The 16,514-nt window shown below is 63.8% G+C and carries 15 protein-coding genes; 8 read left to right on the top strand and 7 right to left on the bottom strand.

Annotated features, from left to right (window positions below):
- Nucleotides 1-22 precede the first annotated feature (22 nt).
- The 5 genes from G8O24_RS17675 (at nt 23) to G8O24_RS17655 (ending at nt 5,101) form a co-directional block, all read left to right on the top strand.
- Nucleotides 23-1,852, top strand: coding sequence for an IlvD/Edd family dehydratase (locus G8O24_RS17675; RefSeq protein ID WP_188101423.1), 1,830 nt, complete (start codon nt 23-25; stop codon nt 1,850-1,852).
- 165 nt (nt 1,853-2,017) lie between these two features.
- Nucleotides 2,018-2,749 (top strand): SDR family oxidoreductase, encoded by a 732-nt coding sequence (locus G8O24_RS17670; RefSeq protein ID WP_188101421.1) that lies wholly within the window; start codon nt 2,018-2,020, stop codon nt 2,747-2,749.
- 31 nt (nt 2,750-2,780) lie between these two features.
- On the top strand, nt 2,781-3,527 hold the full coding sequence (locus tag G8O24_RS17665; protein ID WP_188101419.1) for an SDR family NAD(P)-dependent oxidoreductase: 747 nt from the start codon (nt 2,781-2,783) through the stop codon (nt 3,525-3,527).
- Between the two features lie 27 nt (nt 3,528-3,554).
- The gene (locus G8O24_RS17660) at nt 3,555-4,712 is read left to right on the top strand and encodes a serine hydrolase domain-containing protein (protein WP_188101417.1); all 1,158 of its coding nucleotides are present in this window, start codon (nt 3,555-3,557) and stop codon (nt 4,710-4,712) included.
- Entirely contained in the window at nt 4,709-5,101 is a 393-nt protein-coding gene (locus G8O24_RS17655; protein ID WP_188101414.1) for a GFA family protein, read from the top strand. Before G8O24_RS17660 ends, G8O24_RS17655 begins: the two co-directional genes overlap by 4 nt.
- A 2-nt stretch (nt 5,102-5,103) precedes the next feature.
- Here the strand turns inward: G8O24_RS17655 and G8O24_RS17650 are convergent, their stop codons facing one another.
- Nucleotides 5,104-6,012 (bottom strand): DMT family transporter, encoded by a 909-nt coding sequence (locus G8O24_RS17650; RefSeq protein ID WP_188101413.1) that lies wholly within the window; start codon nt 6,010-6,012, stop codon nt 5,104-5,106.
- Nucleotides 6,013-6,103: 91 nt separating this feature from the next.
- Between G8O24_RS17650 and G8O24_RS17645 the strand changes: the two genes are divergently transcribed.
- The 3 genes from G8O24_RS17645 to G8O24_RS17635 all read left to right on the top strand — a co-directional run bounded on the left by G8O24_RS17645 (nt 6,104) and on the right by G8O24_RS17635 (nt 8,223).
- Entirely contained in the window at nt 6,104-6,970 is an 867-nt protein-coding gene (locus tag G8O24_RS17645) for a LysR family transcriptional regulator (protein ID WP_188101411.1), read from the top strand.
- Nucleotides 6,971-7,044: 74 nt separating this feature from the next.
- Complete coding sequence (locus tag G8O24_RS17640; RefSeq protein ID WP_188101409.1) at nt 7,045-7,725, top strand: site-2 protease family protein; 681 nt, start codon at nt 7,045-7,047, stop codon at nt 7,723-7,725.
- A 75-nt stretch (nt 7,726-7,800) separates the two neighbouring features.
- Nucleotides 7,801-8,223 (top strand): hypothetical protein, encoded by a 423-nt coding sequence (locus G8O24_RS17635; protein ID WP_188101473.1) that lies wholly within the window; start codon nt 7,801-7,803, stop codon nt 8,221-8,223.
- 11 nt (nt 8,224-8,234) lie between these two features.
- Here G8O24_RS17635 and G8O24_RS17630 read toward each other — a convergent pair whose 3' ends face one another.
- The 6 genes from G8O24_RS17630 to G8O24_RS17605 all read right to left on the bottom strand — a co-directional run bounded on the left by G8O24_RS17630 (nt 8,235) and on the right by G8O24_RS17605 (nt 16,486).
- Nucleotides 8,235-9,026, bottom strand: a complete 792-nt coding sequence (locus G8O24_RS17630; protein ID WP_188101407.1) for an energy transducer TonB family protein — start codon at nt 9,024-9,026, stop codon at nt 8,235-8,237.
- 10 nt (nt 9,027-9,036) lie between these two features.
- Nucleotides 9,037-9,498 (bottom strand): TonB system transport protein ExbD, encoded by a 462-nt coding sequence (exbD, locus tag G8O24_RS17625; RefSeq protein WP_188101404.1) that lies wholly within the window; start codon nt 9,496-9,498, stop codon nt 9,037-9,039.
- A 3-nt stretch (nt 9,499-9,501) separates the two neighbouring features.
- Nucleotides 9,502-10,497: a tonB-system energizer ExbB gene (gene exbB / locus G8O24_RS17620; protein WP_188101403.1), complete on the bottom strand. Its 996-nt coding sequence runs from the start codon at nt 10,495-10,497 to the stop codon at nt 9,502-9,504.
- Complete coding sequence (locus tag G8O24_RS17615; RefSeq protein WP_188101401.1) at nt 10,494-11,183, bottom strand: Fe2+-dependent dioxygenase; 690 nt, start codon at nt 11,181-11,183, stop codon at nt 10,494-10,496. The genes exbB and G8O24_RS17615 overlap by 4 nt, the downstream gene beginning before the upstream one ends.
- A 20-nt stretch (nt 11,184-11,203) precedes the next feature.
- On the bottom strand, nt 11,204-13,786 hold the full coding sequence (locus G8O24_RS17610; protein WP_188101399.1) for a TonB-dependent receptor: 2,583 nt from the start codon (nt 13,784-13,786) through the stop codon (nt 11,204-11,206).
- A 288-nt stretch (nt 13,787-14,074) separates the two neighbouring features.
- On the bottom strand, nt 14,075-16,486 hold the full coding sequence (locus tag G8O24_RS17605) for a TonB-dependent receptor (RefSeq protein ID WP_188101397.1): 2,412 nt from the start codon (nt 16,484-16,486) through the stop codon (nt 14,075-14,077).
- Between the last annotated feature and the right edge of the window lie 28 nt (nt 16,487-16,514).

Here is a 16,514-nt window from a genome sequence, read left to right as displayed (position 1 = left end):
GTTTGCATTGAAGGAGAAACCAATGACAAAAAAACCGACCAATGGGCATGCGCCCGCCGGCAACGGCACGCGCCGCCACCTTCGCTCGCAGGAATGGTTCAACAACCCGCACAATCCGGGCATGACCGCGCTCTATATGGAGCGCTATTTGAATTACGGCCTCACCCGCGCCGAGCTGCAGTCCGGCAAGCCGATCATCGGCATCGCGCAGACCGGCAATGACCTGTCGCCCTGCAACCGCCACCATATCGAGTTGGCCCATCGCGTCCGCGAAGGCATCCGCGAGGCCGGCGGCATTGCGATGGAATTCCCAACCCACCCGATCCAGGAGACCGGCAAGCGCCCGACCGCGGCGCTCGACCGCAACCTCGCCTATCTCGGCCTCGTCGAGGTCCTCTACGGCTACCCGCTCGACGGCGTGGTGCTGACCACCGGCTGTGACAAGACCACGCCCGCCTGCATGATGGCGGCCGCGACCGTCAACCTGCCTTCGATCGTGCTGTCGGGCGGCCCGATGCTGAACGGCTGGCACAACGGCGAGCGCACCGGCTCCGGCACCATCGTCTGGAAGTCGCGCGAGCGGCTCGCCGCCGGCGAGATCGACTATGAAGAGTTCATGGAGATCGTGGCGTCCTCGGCGCCGTCGGTCGGCCATTGCAACACCATGGGCACGGCCTCGACCATGAACGGCCTCGCCGAAGCGCTCGGCTTCTCGCTGCCGGGCTGCGCGGCTATTCCCGCCCCCTACCGCGAGCGCGGCCAGATCGCCTACGAGACCGGCAAGCGCATCGTCGAGATGGTCTGGGAAGATCTCAAGCCCTCGGACATCCTGACCCGCAAGGCGTTCGAGAACTGCATCGTCATCAACTCGGCGATCGGCGGCTCGACCAACGCGCCGATCCACATCAACGCGCTGGCCCGCCACATCGGCGTGGAGCTGTCGATCGACGACTGGCAGAAATTCGGTCACGACGTGCCGCTGCTGGTCAACATGCAGCCGGCCGGCTTCTATCTCGGCGAGGAATTCCATCGCGCCGGCGGCGTGCCCGCCGTGGTGCGCGAGCTGATGAAGCACAAGCGCATCCATGAGGACGCCGTCACCGTCAACGGCCGCGGCATCGGCGAGAACTGCAAGAATGCGCCCGAGCCCGACAACGACGTGATCCGGACTTACGACAAGCCGCTGGTGAAGGATGCCGGCTTCCTGGTGCTGAAGGGCAATCTGTTCGATTCAGCGATCATGAAGACCTCCGTGATCTCCAAGGAGTTCCGCGATCGCTACTTGAATAACCCGAAGGATCCGAACGCCTTCGAAGGCCGCGCCATCGTGTTCGAGGGTCCGGAGGATTATCACGCGCGGATCGACGATGCCTCGCTCGACATCGACGAGCGCTGCGTGCTGTTCATTCGCGGTACCGGCCCGATCGGCTATCCCGGCGGCGCCGAGGTCGTGAACATGCAGCCGCCAGCAGCGCTGATCAAACGCGGTATCCACTCCCTGCCCTGCATCGGCGACGGCCGCCAGTCCGGCACCTCGGGCTCGCCGTCGATCCTCAATGCTTCGCCGGAAGCCGCCGCCAATGGCGGGCTCGCGATCCTGAAGACCGGCGACAAGGTCCGCATCGACCTCAACAAGGGCAGCGCCAACATCCTGATCTCGGACGAAGAGCTGAAGAAGCGCCATGCCGAGCTCAAGGCTGCGGGCGGCTTCAAGCATCCGCCGAACCAGACGCCCTGGCAGGAGATCTATCGCAACACCGTCGGCCAGCAATCGACCGGCGGATGCATAGAGCTCGCCACGCGCTACCAGAACGTCGCTTCCACCTTCGGCGTGCCGCGAGATAATCACTAGCAGCCACCGTCATTGCGAGTGAAGCGAAGCAATCCAGAGATATCTCCGCGGAGACAGTCTGGATTGCTTCGTCGCCTCAGTGCAAAATTGCTACGCAATTTTGTCACGAGCTCCTCGCAATGACGCGGGGTTAGCATTGGAACGAACATAAGGGAGAACAACAACATGGCAGACCGCCTCAAGGGCAAGCGCGCCGTCGTCACGGCTGCGGCAGCAGGCATCGGGCGCGCATGCGCCCTCGCCTTCGCGCGTGAGGGCGCAACCGTCATCGCAACCGACATCAACGAAGCCGGAATCGCAGGACTGACCAAGGAAGGCGTCGCGGAAGTGGCAAAACTCGACGTCCGCAACACCGCCGACGTCAACGCCTTCGCCAAGCGCATCGGCAAGATCGACATCCTGCTCAATGCGGCCGGCTTCGTGCACCACGGCACCATCCTGGAGTGCTCGGAGGAGGATTTCGATTTCTCGTTCGACCTCAACGTCAAGTCGATGCACCGGACCATCAAGGCCTTCCTGCCCGACATGATCGCGGGCGGCGGCGGCAGCATCGTCAACATCTCGTCCTGCGCGGCGCTGCGGCCGCCGGCCAACCGCTATGTCTACAGCTCCTCGAAGGCGGCGGTGTCGCTGCTGTCGCGGGCAGTCGCGCTTGACTTCATCACCAAGGGCATCCGCTGCAGCGCGATCTGCCCCGGCACCGTCGAGACCCCGTCGATGCTCGACCGTGCCGCGGCGCAGGGACCGCAGGGCAAGGAGATGTTCATCTCGCGCCAGAAGATGGGCCGGCTCGGCACTGCCGACGAAATCGCCAACATGGCGATCTATCTCGGCAGCGACGAGAGCGCGTTCACCACCGGAGTCGACCTCGTCGTCGATGGCGGCTACATGCTCTGACGCCCCAAGGGATCAGATAGGATCACGTCCCATGAACAAGATCGATCTCAACGGCCGCGTCGCTGTGGTCACCGGCGGCGCGCAGGGCTTTGGCCGCGCCATCACCGAGCGTTTCGTCGCCTCCGGCGCCAGGGTTGCGATCTGGGATTTCGATGCGGCGCTGGCCGAGAAGACCGCCAAGGAGATCGGCGACAACACCAAAGTCTTCAAGGTCGACGTCACCGACGCCGCAGGCGTCGAACAGGCGCGCGATGCGACGCTCAAAGCCTTCGGCAGGATCGACATCCTCGTCAACAATGCCGGCATCGCCGGCGTCAACAAGCCGGTGTGGGAGACCGATCTCGAGGAGTGGCGCAAGGTGCTGCGCATCAACCTCGACGGCCCCTTCATCGTCTGCAGGGCGATCGTGCCTGAAATGCTCAAGCAGAAATATGGGCGGATCGTGAACATCGCGTCCATCGCCGGCAAGGAAGGCAACCCGAACGCCTCGCACTATTCGGCATCCAAGGCCGGTCTGATCGCGCTGACGAAGTCGCTCGGCAAGGAGCTCGCCGCCCACGACATTCTCGTGAACGCCGTGACGCCGGCCGCGGCCAAGACCGCGATCTTCGACCAGATGACGCAGCAGCATATCGATTTCATGCTGTCGAAGATCCCGAAGGCGCGCTTCGTGCTGGTCGAAGAGCTGGCCGCGATGGTGGCTTGGCTGGCCTCTGAAGATTGTGCCTTCTCGACCGGCGCCGTCTTTGATATTTCCGGGGGACGGGCGACTTACTGAGGCATTGGCCGCCCGAGGGGGCAGACCATGCAGCTCGGACGTCGGGACTTTGTGAAGCTCGCAGCAGGCGCGGGCGCGCTGCCGTTGCTTTCGGAAAGAGCGCTGGCACAACTCGTCCCCAATCCGCCGAGCATCCGGCCGCCCTCTCCGGCCGAACACGCCGCGATGGGCCGCCTGGCGCAAAGCTTCATGGCAAAATACGAGGTGCCGGCGCTCTCCTTTGCGATCGGCTATGCCGGTGCAATCGTGCATCAGGCTGCATATGGCGTGGCCGATCGAGAGCGGAACGAAGCCGCGACGCCGCAGCACCTGTTTCGAATTGCCAGCATCAGCAAGATGATCACCTCCGCCACGCTGTTCCGGCTGATCGAGGAAAGCCGCGTCAAGCTGGGCGACCGCGTGTTCGGCCCCGGGGCGCTGCTCGGCACCGATTACGGCGCGCCGCCCTACTCGCCCGGCATCGACCAGATCACGCTCGAGCATCTCCTCACGCATACCGGCGGCGGCTGGAGCAACGATGGCCGCGATCCCATGTTCACGCACCCGCACATGGATCATACCCAACTGATTAGCTGGACATTGTCCAACCGGCCGCTCGACCGACTGCCAGGACAGCACTTTGCGTACTCCAATTTCGGCTATTGCGTGCTGGGCCGGGTGATCGAAAAGCTGACCGGCCAGCGCTACGCCGACCACGTCCGCAGCGAGGTGCTCGGGCGCTGCGGCATTACCGATATGACCATCGCCGGCAACACCCGCGATCAGCGCCAGCCCGGCGAAGTCGCGTATTATAGCCTGGCCGAGAATCCCTACGACATGAACGTTCGCCGCATGGATTCCCATGGCGGCTGGATCGCGACACCGACGGATCTCGTGCAGTTCCTGATGCATGTCGACGGCTATGCGCGCCCGGCGAACATCCTGCGGCCGCGCACCATCCAGGCGATGACGTCGGCGCCAAGCTACAGCCCCGATTACGCCAAGGGCTTTTCCGTCAACAAGTCAGACAATTGGTGGCACAATGGCAGCCTGCCCGGCACCAGCACCATTGCAGTCAGAACCCATGGCGGCTTCTGCTGGGCCGCCTTCACCAACACGAGGCGGCAGAATACCAACATGGACAACGATCTCGACACCCTGAACTGGACCATGGCGCGGCAAGTCGGCGAATGGCGGGTGGCATGATCAGAGAAGGCGGATGCCTGTGCGGCGCGGTGCGATTCAAGGCGGAGGGCGAGCCGCTGAACGTGCGCATCTGTCACTGCCGCATGTGCCAGAAGGCGATGGGTTCGCCCTATTTCGCCCGCGCCCAATTCGACCAGAAAATGCTGACCGTCGAAGGAGACCCCGGTCGCTATCAATCGTCTGAAGCGATCGATCGCGTATTCTGCAAGACTTGCGGCACGCGGCTGGGCTCCTGGCGGCGCAACGGCACGCTGGCAGGCGTCGCGCTCACGACCTTCGACGACCGCAACGCCTTCGCGCCGACCGAGCACATCTGGGTCTCGGAAAAGCTCGCCTGGCTGAAGCTCGACGACGGCCTGACGCAGTATCAGGGGACGATTCCGGCGTGAGCTTAGGGCCGGCTTGAGGCAGACAGGCCAGCGGGCTCAACGCGCCCCGTCGTCGTCGCCATCCAGATCCCGGCGAACACTGCGATGATGCCGGCCCCAAGATTCCAGCGCAGCGGCTCGTTCAGCAGCCAGGCGCCGACCAGCGATGCCGTGATCGGATTGACCGTCACCGAAATCGCCACGCGCGTCGGCGTCGTCCGCTCCAGCGCGAAGGCCCAGAGATAAAATGTCAGTGCCGCTCCGAAAGCGCCGAGATAGAGCGCAGCGAGCCATTGCGGCGCGCCAAAATTAGCGACGGGCGCGAAACTGCCTCGGAAGCAGGAGAGCAGGATGAGGCTGGCGCCGCCCGCGGCCATGCTCATGGTCGTGAAGGCGATCGGGCTGGAGCGCCGGATCAGCGGCTTCGACCAGATCCCATAGAGCGCCATGCACAACGCAGCCGCCATCATCAGGAGATCGCCGCGCCAGGCGCCTGATGGCGCCGAGCTGAGGTCGGTCAGCAGCGCCACGGCAACGCCCGATGTCGCCACCACGACACCGATCGATTTGCGCCAGCTCAAGGCCTCGCTGCCGAGCGCGGCGCCGATCACCAGCGTCAGCAGCGGCAACGTGGACAGCGCGAGCGCACCGCGCGCGGCCGTCGTGAAAATCAGCGAGGCGTTGAACAGGATCGGGAACAGCGCAAAGAACAGGATGCCGAGCCCTGATGTCGCAGCCCAGTCGCCTCGCTCCGGCCAGCGATCGCCGCGCAGCAAGGTCAAGGGCAACAGCAGCAGAAATCCGATGCCGAACCGGAACGAGCCGATCGCCAGCGGATCGATGCTGCCCACGAGATAGCGCGTAGCACCAATCGAGGTACCGCCCAGCCCGCTCGACAGCACGGCAGCCAGAACGCCGAGAACCTCGTTCACCGTTCCTCTCCTCGAATACGATGACGGACAGCATACGGGGCGTGCCGAAACTGGGAATGGAATTTCCGTCATGCTGGGATAACGTTTGGTGATGACCGCGCCCGATCTCGATCCCGACCTCCTCAAGGCTTTCCTCGCCGTCGCCGAGCAACGCTCGTTCACGCGCGCGGCCGATCAGCTCAACCGGACGCAGTCGGCGGTCAGCGTGCAGGTCAGGCGCCTGGAGCTGCGGATCGGCACAAAGCTGTTTCAGCGCAATCGGACTGGCATCGTGCCGACCCCCGCGGGCGATGAACTGCGCGCCTATGCGCAGCGAATCCTCGCCCTCCAGGCGGAGGCGGTCGGTGCGTTGCGCGGCCGCAAGCCGGAGGCCGTCATCCGCCTCGGCGTCATGGACGATTACGGCACGATCATCATTCCGCCGCTGCTGGCAAGCTTCGCCAAGGAGCATCCGACTGTCCGGGTCGAGATCGAGACGGGGCTCACCGCGACCATGCCGGCCCGGCTCGGCGAAGCCTATGACCTCGTCATCGCGATGCATCCGCAAGGGCATGGCGAGGGTGAGCTGCTGCGGCGCGAGCAAGCCGTCTGGGCGGCGACGGCGTCCTGTCGCGCCACCACAGAAAGCACCCTGCCCGTCGCGCTCTATCCGGCCGGTTGCCTGTTTCGCCAATGGGCCGCGGACGCGCTCGATCGCGCCGGCCGGCCGTGGCGCCTCGCCTTTGTCAGCCGGACGCTGGCCGCGGTGGAATCGATTGCTGCGCAGGGCTTTGCGGTGACCGTGGTCAAGGCCGGTACGCTACCGCCCTGCCTTCGTGCTCTTGGCGCGCGTGACGGCCTGCCGCCGCTGCCGGTGGCGGACATCCGCCTCCATCGCGCGCGCGGCCTGTCGCGCCCGGCGGCGCTGCTTGCCGACCATTTGCAGCTTGGCATTTCGGAACCAGCCACCCTATGTTGAGGTGAAGCGTTGCTGCACCGCCGGTTTGGCCGGGTCGTCTGCAAGGCGACAGGCGAAACCGGGACGGACGCGACGTGAATATTTCCTTCTATGACCTCTCGGTGTGGGTGCTGCCGCTGGTGCTCGCCATCACCTTTCATGAAGCTGCGCATGGCTTCGTTGCGCATCGTCTCGGCGACAACACCGCCTGGCAACTCGGCCGCGTCAGCTTCAACCCGATCAGGCACATCGATCCGTTCGGCACCCTGATCCTGCCGGCGATGCTGCTGTTTGCGCATTCGCCATTCCTGTTCGGCTATGCCAAGCCGGTGCCGGTGAATTTTCGCAACCTCAACAATCCGAAGCTGGACATGGTCTGGGTTGCCCTCGCCGGCCCCGTCACCAACATCCTGCTGGCGCTCTCAGCCGGCATCGCCCTCCACGCGTTACCTTGGGCACCGGCCGGTTCGGCGCAATGGATCTTCGACAATCTCAAGAATGCGCTGCTGATCAACGCCGTGCTGGCCGTGTTCAACATGATGCCGATTCCGCCGCTGGACGGCGGGCGGGTTGCGGTCGGACTGCTGCCTCGCCCGCTCGCCTTGCCCCTGTCCCGGCTCGAGCCGTTCGGCATGCTGATCCTGATCGCCCTCCTGATCCTGCTGCCGCTGGCGGGTTCCCAGTTCGGTCTAAATCTTGATGTTATTTCAGCAATACTGCGAACGTTGACCGGTTATGTGATTCAAGCTGTTCTCTTGGCGACCGGCAATGCGTAGTTGAAGCCGGACCCGCAATACTCACTTTAAGATGAAGCCGAAGGGCTAGAGGCCAACTTGGTCAAAGCTGCCGATATGCTGATCGCGCGACGCGCCGACACCCGTGCCCGCGCCGATTTCGCCACCTGGAAGATGATGGCCAAGCTGAACGGACTGTCGGCGCTGCCTCCGGACGCACAGGGCTTCCTCGACGGCTACAGGAAGCTCCTGGAGCGGATGAGCGAAGCGGAGGCGACCGAGGCCGCCATCGCCGAGGTCTATAAATCCTATTATCTGGAGATGGGCGGCGGCGGGAACCCGCCCGACGTCCGCAGCCGGCCGGCCGAGCCGGTGACGGACAATGTTACCGCTTTTCGGCGCCCCGCCCCCAAGGCGAAGAAAGCCAGCTTCTTTGGAGCCATGGCAGTCGGAGGAACCCAGAAGCGCCCCCTGCCGGTAGCGCTGATCTTCGCTTGCCTGGTCGTGGTCTATGTTGGGATCAAGTTCTACTGGCGCTGACCGTCACACCGTTATCTCGAGGGCTTCTTGAAATTCACCGGCAGGCTGAAGGCGAACTGGTCGTCGGTGAGCTCAGCCGGCGGGACGGGTACCGGATCCGAGCGGCGCACCATCGATATCGCCTCGCTGTCGAAGGCGGGATCGCCCGAGGACTCGGCCACGTCGACCGAAACGACATTGCCACGCCGGTTCAGGACCAGGCTGAGCTTGACCGTCGTCGTCTTGCTCTTGTCCTTCGGGTAGCGCTTGTGCAGCTCGAAATAGGCGCTGATGCGCTTGCCCCATTCGGCCGTCAGCTTGCGGATGTCCTTGCCGATGCCTTGATGGGGGGCGGCCGCCTTCTCATCCTCGCGTGCATTCTCGTTCAGCGCCTGCCTTGCCGATTCCTGGGCGTTCGGCATTTCCTCGACAGCCTGGGTCTCGACCTTGGCCACCTTCGTGGTGTCCTCGACAGGCTTCTTGGAGTCATTCTCGGTGACAAGGCGGTCCGGGTCCTCGGCCTCCTGAGGGATCTCCTTCGGTAGATCCGTCTCCTTCACCTCGGCCTGCTGTTGCATCTGCTGCGGCTGGTACTGCGAGGCTTCGCTGTCCGGACCCGGCGGCAGTTCCGTCTCGGGGAGCTTTGGCGAGGTCATCTCGACGGCGTATTCCGCGCCGTTGGCGCCAAGGCCGTCATCACCGTCATCAGCGCGGAGATTGGCGAGCGCCAGCGCGGCCCCGCCAAGGTGCAGGCCAACCGCTACGACAGCGGCCAGGATCCACAAAGGCCGCGAGGATTTTGCCTCGAACACAGGATCGGTCATCGCGCCGCCATCAGGGGTGGACCGCTCCCTGCGCCGGCCCAGCCGCCGCAGGAGGTGCCTCGAGCGCCACCAGCTTGATCCGAGAATAGCCGCCGGCGCGCAGGATTTCCATCACGCCCATCAACTCGCCGTAAGGCACTGCCTTGTCGGCGCGCAGGAACAAATATTTGTCCTTGCTCATGTCGGCGATGGCGTCGATCGAGCTGACGAGGTCGGTGCGCTTGACCGCGTTTTCACCGATCGCCAGCGTCAGGTCGGGCTTGATGCTGACATAGGTCGGCTTGTCCGGCTTCTTCTGCGGCTGCGCGCTCGACGTCGGCAGATCGATGGGCAGATCGACCGTCGACAGCGGCGCGGCCACCATGAAGATGATCAGCAGCACCAGGATGACGTCGATGAACGGCGTCACGTTGATGTCATGCGTTTCCGAGAAATCGTCGTCGTCATCAACGTCGTTGAGCGCGACAGCCATGGCCTACTCCGCCGCGCGCGAATGCGCGCTGCCGTGGCTGCGGTCGAGATCGCGCGACAACAACCGCGCCGCCGCCCCCGAGGCACGGCTGACGAGCTCGAGATAGCCCTTCGTGACGCGCGAGAAGTGATTGTAGATGATGACGGCCGGGATCGCCGCGACGAGACCGATGGCGGTGGCGAGCAGCGCTTCGGCGATGCCTGGGGCGACGACGGCAAGATTCGTCGTCTGGGACTTCGAGATGCCGATAAAGCTGTTCATGATGCCCCAGACGGTGCCGAACAGGCCGACGAAGGGCGACGTCGAGCCGATGGTGGCCAGGAAGCCCATACCGATGCGGATGCGGCGCGCTTCCGCACGCACGATCTCGGCAAAGCTCGAGGCCGCGCGCTCCTTGATACCGCTGTCACTGGACAGGCCCGCCGACATCCGCGCCTCACGCAGCGCTGCCGCCAGGAAGGACGGCAGGATGCCCTCTTTGGTACCGAGCGCCATCTGCGCTTCCGCGAGCGAGCGCGCCTCGGCGACCTTCTTCAGGGCCGAACGAAGCTTGGCGGATGCAACCGACAGCTCGATCGATTTCGCGATGAAGACCGTCCAGGTCACGAGCGAGGCGAAGGCAAGGCCGATCATCACCGCCTTCACGATGATGTCCGCCGACATGAACATCACCCAGGGCGACAATTCCTTCATGGCCGGCGCGATGCCTGCCTTCGGCGCAGTGCTGCCCGCCTCGGAGGCGGGGGCCACGACGGCATCGGCCGCAGGCGCGCTCGACGTGGTAGCCGCGGGTGCGGCAGCCGCCGGCGCCACAGCCGCTGCCGGCTGTGCCACGCCCGCGGGAGCAGACGGAGCCGGCTGTGCGGCTACGGGGGCCGCAACGGGCCGCGCCGGCGCGGCCGGCTGGGTTTGTGTCTGGGCGGAAACAGGAACGGCGAGCCAGGTGGCCGTCAGCAGCACGGCTGCAGCGAGGCTGGCTTGGAAAGATGTGATCTTCATACTTCGGCCCAGGTGCGAATGAGATTGTGATAGATACCCGTCAATTTGACCGTTTCGGGATCGTCACGCCCGAGCCGTTGCACCAGCGCCTGAATGGCGCTGTCGAGGTCAAAGATCATGCTGCGAGCCTGATCGTCCCGTATCATGCTCTGGAGCCAGAAGAAAGACGCAACCCGCGCCCCCCTCGTCACGGGCGTGACGAGATGCAGGCTGGTCGAGGGATAGAGCACGCAGTCCCCGGCCGGCAACTTAACTTCGTGGGAGCCGTAGGTATCCTCGATCACAAGTTCGCCACCGTCGTAATCCTCGGGCTCGCTGAGGAACAACGTAACCGACAGATCGGTGCGGATGCGAAGGCCGGTCAGGCGATCGCCACGGATCGCGTTGTCGACATGCAGGCCGAAATGGTGGCCGCCGCTGGCGGCATAGCGGTTGAACAGCGGCGGGAAAATCTGGAGCGGGACCGCCGCCGCCAGAAACCGCGGATTCGCCGTCAGCGCCGAGATGATGCGATTGCCGAGCTTGCGCGCGACCTCGCTGTCCGGCGGCAGCTGCTCGTTGCGCTTCACCATGGCCGACTGCGCGCCCGCGGTGGAGCGGCCGTCTTCCCATTCGGCGGCGTCCATGACGCGGCGGAACTCCGCCACATCATCCTTGCTCAGGACGCCTTCTATGCATGTCAGCATGGCACCTCGTCATATCTCCATTAATAACGCGCAGACAGAACCAGATAGGCAGCGCGTCCCGGTGCCTCCAGCACGAAGGGCGTCGCGCTCTGGTACAGCGCGTCGTAGTAGCGCTTGTCGAAGATGTTGTTGACGAACAGCTTCACCTGCCAGTTCTTGTTGATCTTGGCTTCCGCGAAGGCATCGAAGCGCCAGTAGCCGGGGATCGACGTGCCCTGGTTGGCCGCCAGCAAAGTGCCGCCATAGATCTGCGAGCGGTACACCGCCTGACCACCCAGCTCCCAGACGTCGGTGAGCTGATACTTCGTGAGCATGCTGAACGACTGATGCGCGATGTTGGCGAGCGGACGCCCAACATTGGTCGGATACAGCAACGGCTGAGCCGACGGCGCCAGCGACTTGGTCACCTCCGACTGCATCAGCACGAGGCCGCCGAACACGCTCCACTTGTCGGTGATCTTGCCGCCGACGCCGAGGTCGATGCCGCGGATGCGATAGGCCGCACCGGCCGTGATGCAGGACACCGTGCCGGTCGTCCCGGCAGGATAACTACAGCCTGCAGGGATATTCGCTGGCGGGGTCGTACTGGTGATGTTCTGCGACTCGCGCGCGTTCTCCTTCTCTGTCTGGAACAGCGCAGCCGTCAGCAACAGATGGCGGTCGAACAACTCCCATTTGGTGCCGAGCTCGATCGCCTTGTTCTTCTCGGGCCCGAAGATCTGGTTCGAGGCGCCGTTGAGAACCGGCGAAAGACCGCCATAGGCCGTGCTGGTGCCGTCGAACTCGGCGCCCACCGGATTCGACGACGTCGCATAGGCTGCGTAGACGCTGCCGTTCGGCAACGGCTTCAACGTGACACCGAGGTTCAAGTTCGGCAGGCCGAACTCGGCGCTCTGCGAGCCGAATGTCTGTTTTCCGCCGACGGTGCCGTAGCCGTTGCTGTTGATGGTGTAGTCGTCGTAGCGAATGCCGCCATTCAGGATGACGAGATCGCGGTAGTTCGCGCTGTCCATCGCATAGACACTCTTGGTGTCGATCGAGAGATTGGTCGGCGCGCCCAGCATTCTCGGTGGATCGAAGCTGTTCAGGAACGTGTATTGCGGCGCGAACACGCTGACGCCTGACGTCGAGCCGCCGGACGTGAACGACGGGCCAGTCGTCACTTCCGAGCTCAATCCGGCATATTTGTCGATGAACGACGTCTCGCGCGAGACCTCGACGCCTCCGAGCGCCGTATGCCTGAACCCGCCGGTGTCGAACTTGTAGGTGGCCTCGCTCTGGTTGGCCAAAACGCCGGTGACCTGGTAGCGGCTCTGCGGATTGAGGGTCACGGTCGAAGCCGACAACGGGATCGCGGCGATGGGAGATTCCGCCAGCGTTCCGATGTAGTCGTTGACGGATCGCGACGCGCGGATCTTGTCGGTGAGGACGAGATCAGGCGTCACATAGACCTCGGCACCGACCGTTCCGATGTCCTGCTTGACCTTGAAGAAGTCGCGGTTGACGAAGCCGTAGAAATTATTGCGGCTCGAACCGAAATCCGGAAACGGACCGCCTGCGGTCGTGGTGAACTGCTGACTGCCAACGCCAGTGGATCCCGGCCGGTAGTACGGCACGCCGAAATCCGGGATGCCATGCTGATAGGTGTGAATGTAATCCGTCGTCACTTTGACGGCATCGACGGGCTTCCACGTGGTCGCGATGAAGGCGCCGCTGCGGTCATCCGTGACGAAGTCGCGACCCGCGACGCCCGCATCCTGGAACAGGCCGCCGGCGCGAACTGCAAAGGTCGGATTGATCATCTGGTTGACGTCGAGCGTCACGCGCTTGGTCTTGTCGGTGCCAAACGAGCTGTCCATGTTGTAGAAGCTCTTCTCGGTGTTCGCCTGCTTGGTGACGATATTGATCGCACCACCGGCAACACCGCGGCCGGAGAAAGTCGAACCGGGACCGCGCAGGATCTCGACCTGCTCGGTAAAGAAATTCTCGCGCACGCTCACGCCGGGATCGCGCACGCCGTCGATGAAGATATCGTTGCGGGCATCGAAGCCGCGGATGAAGAATCGATCGCCGAAGGCATTGCCGCCCTCGCCTGAACCCAGCGTCACACCGGCCGTGCTCAGAATGGCCTGCTTCAAATTGGTAGCATTCTTGTCCGCGAGCACTTCCTTGCTCAGCACCGTGATCGACTTCGGCGTGTCGACCAGCTTCTCCGGAAATTTACCACCGGCCTGGACGTGATCGACCTTGTAGGGCGCAGCCGGATCCGCATAGGGATTGCGATCGGCTGCGGGCGCATTCGCATCAACGGCCGGCGCCTGGGCCGCCTGCTGTCGTTGCGCGGCACGGCGCAGCGCGTTGCGGGCGCGAACCTGGTCGGGCGTTGGTTTCGCAGCGGCGGAGCGTGGCCGCTCCTTCGGCGCGTCGACGTTGACCGGGGGTAGAGACGTTTGCTGCGCCTGTGCTCCGCTCGAGACGGACGCAACTGCAATCAAGCTTGCAACTGCGGAAACGGTCCTGCCGGTCGCCGCGTCGAAATTGCCACTCAATGCTCGCCGTGCCGCGGTCGAACGCAACGACCGCGGAGCCCTCACCACACCCATCCTACGCCCCATTCCGTTTCTGCAATGTGTCGCATTGCGACAATGCGACACATTGGTCGTATCGAGCGGGGCTATGAGGGTCAACGCAATCACGGCAACGGCAACCTTGAATCGATCCAGATCAAAACGATTCTAAATTCGAGTTTGAAACGGTTCTAAACTCGAGTTTGTAAGCGTTCTAAACTGAGGCTGATTTCGTCCTTGCGATGCAGTCCGTCCGCGCATCGTGAGCGGTTGAAGCGATGGGATGCCCGCCGAGGCAGGCATCCCTTGTCGTTGCCGGCGCAATCAGAACTTGGCCGTCGTGACCAGATAGAACGCCCGCCCGGGCGCGATAGCGACGAACGGGACGGCACTGCGATAGAGCGTGTCGTAATAGAGCTGGTTGGTGAGGTTCTGCGCGTAGAACTTCATGGTCCAGTTCTTGTCGAGCTTCTTCTCGACGAACGCATCGAAGCGCCAGTAGCTCGGCAGCTCATTGCCGGTGTTGGCAGCAAACGTGCCGCCATAGACCTTCGAGCGGTACACCGCCTGGCCGCCGACTTCCCAATCGCCGTCGAATTTGTACTTGGTCAGCATGCTGAACGACTGGTGCGCGACGTTGGCGAGCTGGAGGCCGATATTGGACGCGATGCCACTCTGCGTGACCTTCGATTGCATCAGCACCAGGCCACCAAAGATGCTCCAGCGGTCCGTGATCCTGCCCTCGGCCTCGATGTCGATGCCCTGGATCCTGTAGGCTGCGCCCGAGGTGAGCACGTTGTTGACGGTCTCTCGCGCGTTGTCCTTGGTTGTCTGGAAGAGCGCCGCGCTGACCAGCAGGTGACGATCCGCCAATTCCCACTTGGTGCCGACCTCGGCCGCCTTGTTGCGTTCGGGCCCAAGCAGGATCGCCGTGTTGGCGGGAACGCCGCCGTAATCGGTGCCGGTCGCATCGAGCTCCGACCCGAATGGATTGGCCGAGGTCGCATAGGCCGCGTAGAGGCTGCCGATCGGCACGGGCTTGTAGACGAGACCGACGTTGTAATTGACGAGATCGTTGTTTTGCTTGAGGTAGGCCGAGTTCGTGGACGAGCTCTGGCTGTAGCCATCGTAGCGCACGCCGCCATTGACGATGATCGTGTCCTGCCAATTCGCGGTGTCCATGACATAGACGCTACTGGTGTTGACGCCATAACGCGTCGGATTGCCCGTCAGCGATGGAGTGCCGAAGCCACCGACATTGGTGTACTGGGGCGAGTAGAGATTGACCCCCGAGACCGCCCCGCTGCTGGTGAACGGCGAGCCGGCAAGCTCCGAGGCGAGACCCGAGTAACGGTCGATCGAGACGTTCTCGTTGGTGTACTCGACGCCGAACACCGCGGTGTGCTTGACACCGCCGGTGTCGAGCTTGAATGTCGCCTCGTTCTGGTTGGCCCACACGTCCACGGTCTGGTAGCGGCTCTGCGCGCTCGCCGTCGTGGTCCAGAGCAGCGGATTCGGACTGGTCGTCACCGGGTTCTGCGGCAGTGTGCCGATGTAGTCGAGCAGCGAATGCTCGCCCCGGACCTTGCTGCTGAGCGTGATGGCTTCGTTGACCTTGTATTCGGCCGTCGCGGTGCCGAAATCCTGCCGCGCGGTCTGGAAGTCGCGGTTGAGGAAGCCGTACCAATTGCCGCGCGGAATGCCGGCCGACGTCACCGGCACGTTGCCCTGCTTGTAATAGGGCACGCCGAAATCCGGCAGGCCGCTGAGATCGGTATGGACGTAGTTCGTCGTGATCTTGATGTCGTTGGTCGGAGTGTACTTGGTCGACAGGAAGGTGCCCCAGCGATCGTCGGTCACGTAGTTGCGGCCGGCGACGTTGGCATCCTGGAACAGGCCACCGGTACGCACCGAGAAGGTCGGATCAATCACCTGGTTGACGTCGAGGGTGACGCGCTTGGTCCGGTCGGAGCCGAACTCGGTGTCCATCCGCTTGAAGTTGACGTCGCCGGCCTGCTTGGTGACGATATTGATGGCGCCACCGGCGGTGCCGCGGCCGGCATAGGACGATGCCGGTCCACGCAGGATTTCGATCTGCTCGGTGAAGAAATTCTCGCGGATGGACACGGCGGGATCGCGGATGCCGTCGATGAAGACGTCGTTGCGCGCATCGAAACCGCGGATGAAGAAGCGGTCGCCGAAGGCGTTGCCGCCCTCCCCCGACCCCAGCGTCACGCCGGCGGTCGAGCGCCCGATCTCCTTCAGTGTCGTCGCGTTCTTGTCTTCCAGCACTTCCTTGCTGAGCACCGTGATCGTCTTCGGCGTGTTCAGCATCGGCTCGGGAAACTTGCCAGAGGCCTGGACATGGTCGACCTTGTACGGCGCGGCCGGATCGGCATAGGGATTGCGGTCGACGGCGCCGGCCGGGCTCGGCGCAACAGCAGCAGCTTGTTGCTGCGCCTGCTGGCGTTGCGCGGCGCGGCGAAGCGCATTGCGTGCGCGGACCTGCTCCGGACTTGGTTTCGAGGCTGATGGACGCGGGCGCTCGACCGGCGCGTCGACATTCACCGGCGGCAGGCTCGACTGCTGCGCCTGCGCGCCGCTCGACACCGAGGCCACCGCAATCAGTCCGGCGACAGCAGATACCGCCTTGCCGGAATTTCCATCAACCTTCTCTTCGTTTGAACTTCTTGCCGCGATCGCGCGCAGTGATCGCGGAGCCATCACCAGCCCCATTCCAACCTACCCCATTCCAAATTCGTCG

This window comes from Bradyrhizobium campsiandrae, from assembly GCF_014529705.1.
GTDB lineage: Bacteria > Pseudomonadota > Alphaproteobacteria > Rhizobiales > Xanthobacteraceae > Bradyrhizobium > Bradyrhizobium campsiandrae.
This window is presented reverse-complemented; position numbering and strand designations above follow the sequence as displayed.

Coding starts and splice junctions, on each gene's coding strand:
- G8O24_RS17675 (WP_188101423.1), top strand. CDS start 23: ATGACAAAAAAACCGACCAATGGGCATGCGCCCGCCGGCAACGGCACG.
- G8O24_RS17605 (WP_188101397.1), bottom strand. CDS start 16,486: ATGGGGCTGGTGATGGCTCCGCGATCACTGCGCGCGATCGCGGCAAGA.
- G8O24_RS17655 (WP_188101414.1), top strand. CDS start 4,709: ATGATCAGAGAAGGCGGATGCCTGTGCGGCGCGGTGCGATTCAAGGCG.
- exbB (WP_188101403.1), bottom strand. CDS start 10,497: ATGAAGATCACATCTTTCCAAGCCAGCCTCGCTGCAGCCGTGCTGCTG.
- exbD (WP_188101404.1), bottom strand. CDS start 9,498: ATGGCTGTCGCGCTCAACGACGTTGATGACGACGACGATTTCTCGGAA.
- G8O24_RS17645 (WP_188101411.1), top strand. CDS start 6,104: ATGACCGCGCCCGATCTCGATCCCGACCTCCTCAAGGCTTTCCTCGCC.
- G8O24_RS17670 (WP_188101421.1), top strand. CDS start 2,018: ATGGCAGACCGCCTCAAGGGCAAGCGCGCCGTCGTCACGGCTGCGGCA.
- G8O24_RS17630 (WP_188101407.1), bottom strand. CDS start 9,026: ATGACCGATCCTGTGTTCGAGGCAAAATCCTCGCGGCCTTTGTGGATC.
- G8O24_RS17615 (WP_188101401.1), bottom strand. CDS start 11,183: ATGCTGACATGCATAGAAGGCGTCCTGAGCAAGGATGATGTGGCGGAG.
- G8O24_RS17635 (WP_188101473.1), top strand. CDS start 7,801: ATGCTGATCGCGCGACGCGCCGACACCCGTGCCCGCGCCGATTTCGCC.
- G8O24_RS17660 (WP_188101417.1), top strand. CDS start 3,555: ATGCAGCTCGGACGTCGGGACTTTGTGAAGCTCGCAGCAGGCGCGGGC.
- G8O24_RS17610 (WP_188101399.1), bottom strand. CDS start 13,786: ATGGGTGTGGTGAGGGCTCCGCGGTCGTTGCGTTCGACCGCGGCACGG.
- G8O24_RS17665 (WP_188101419.1), top strand. CDS start 2,781: ATGAACAAGATCGATCTCAACGGCCGCGTCGCTGTGGTCACCGGCGGC.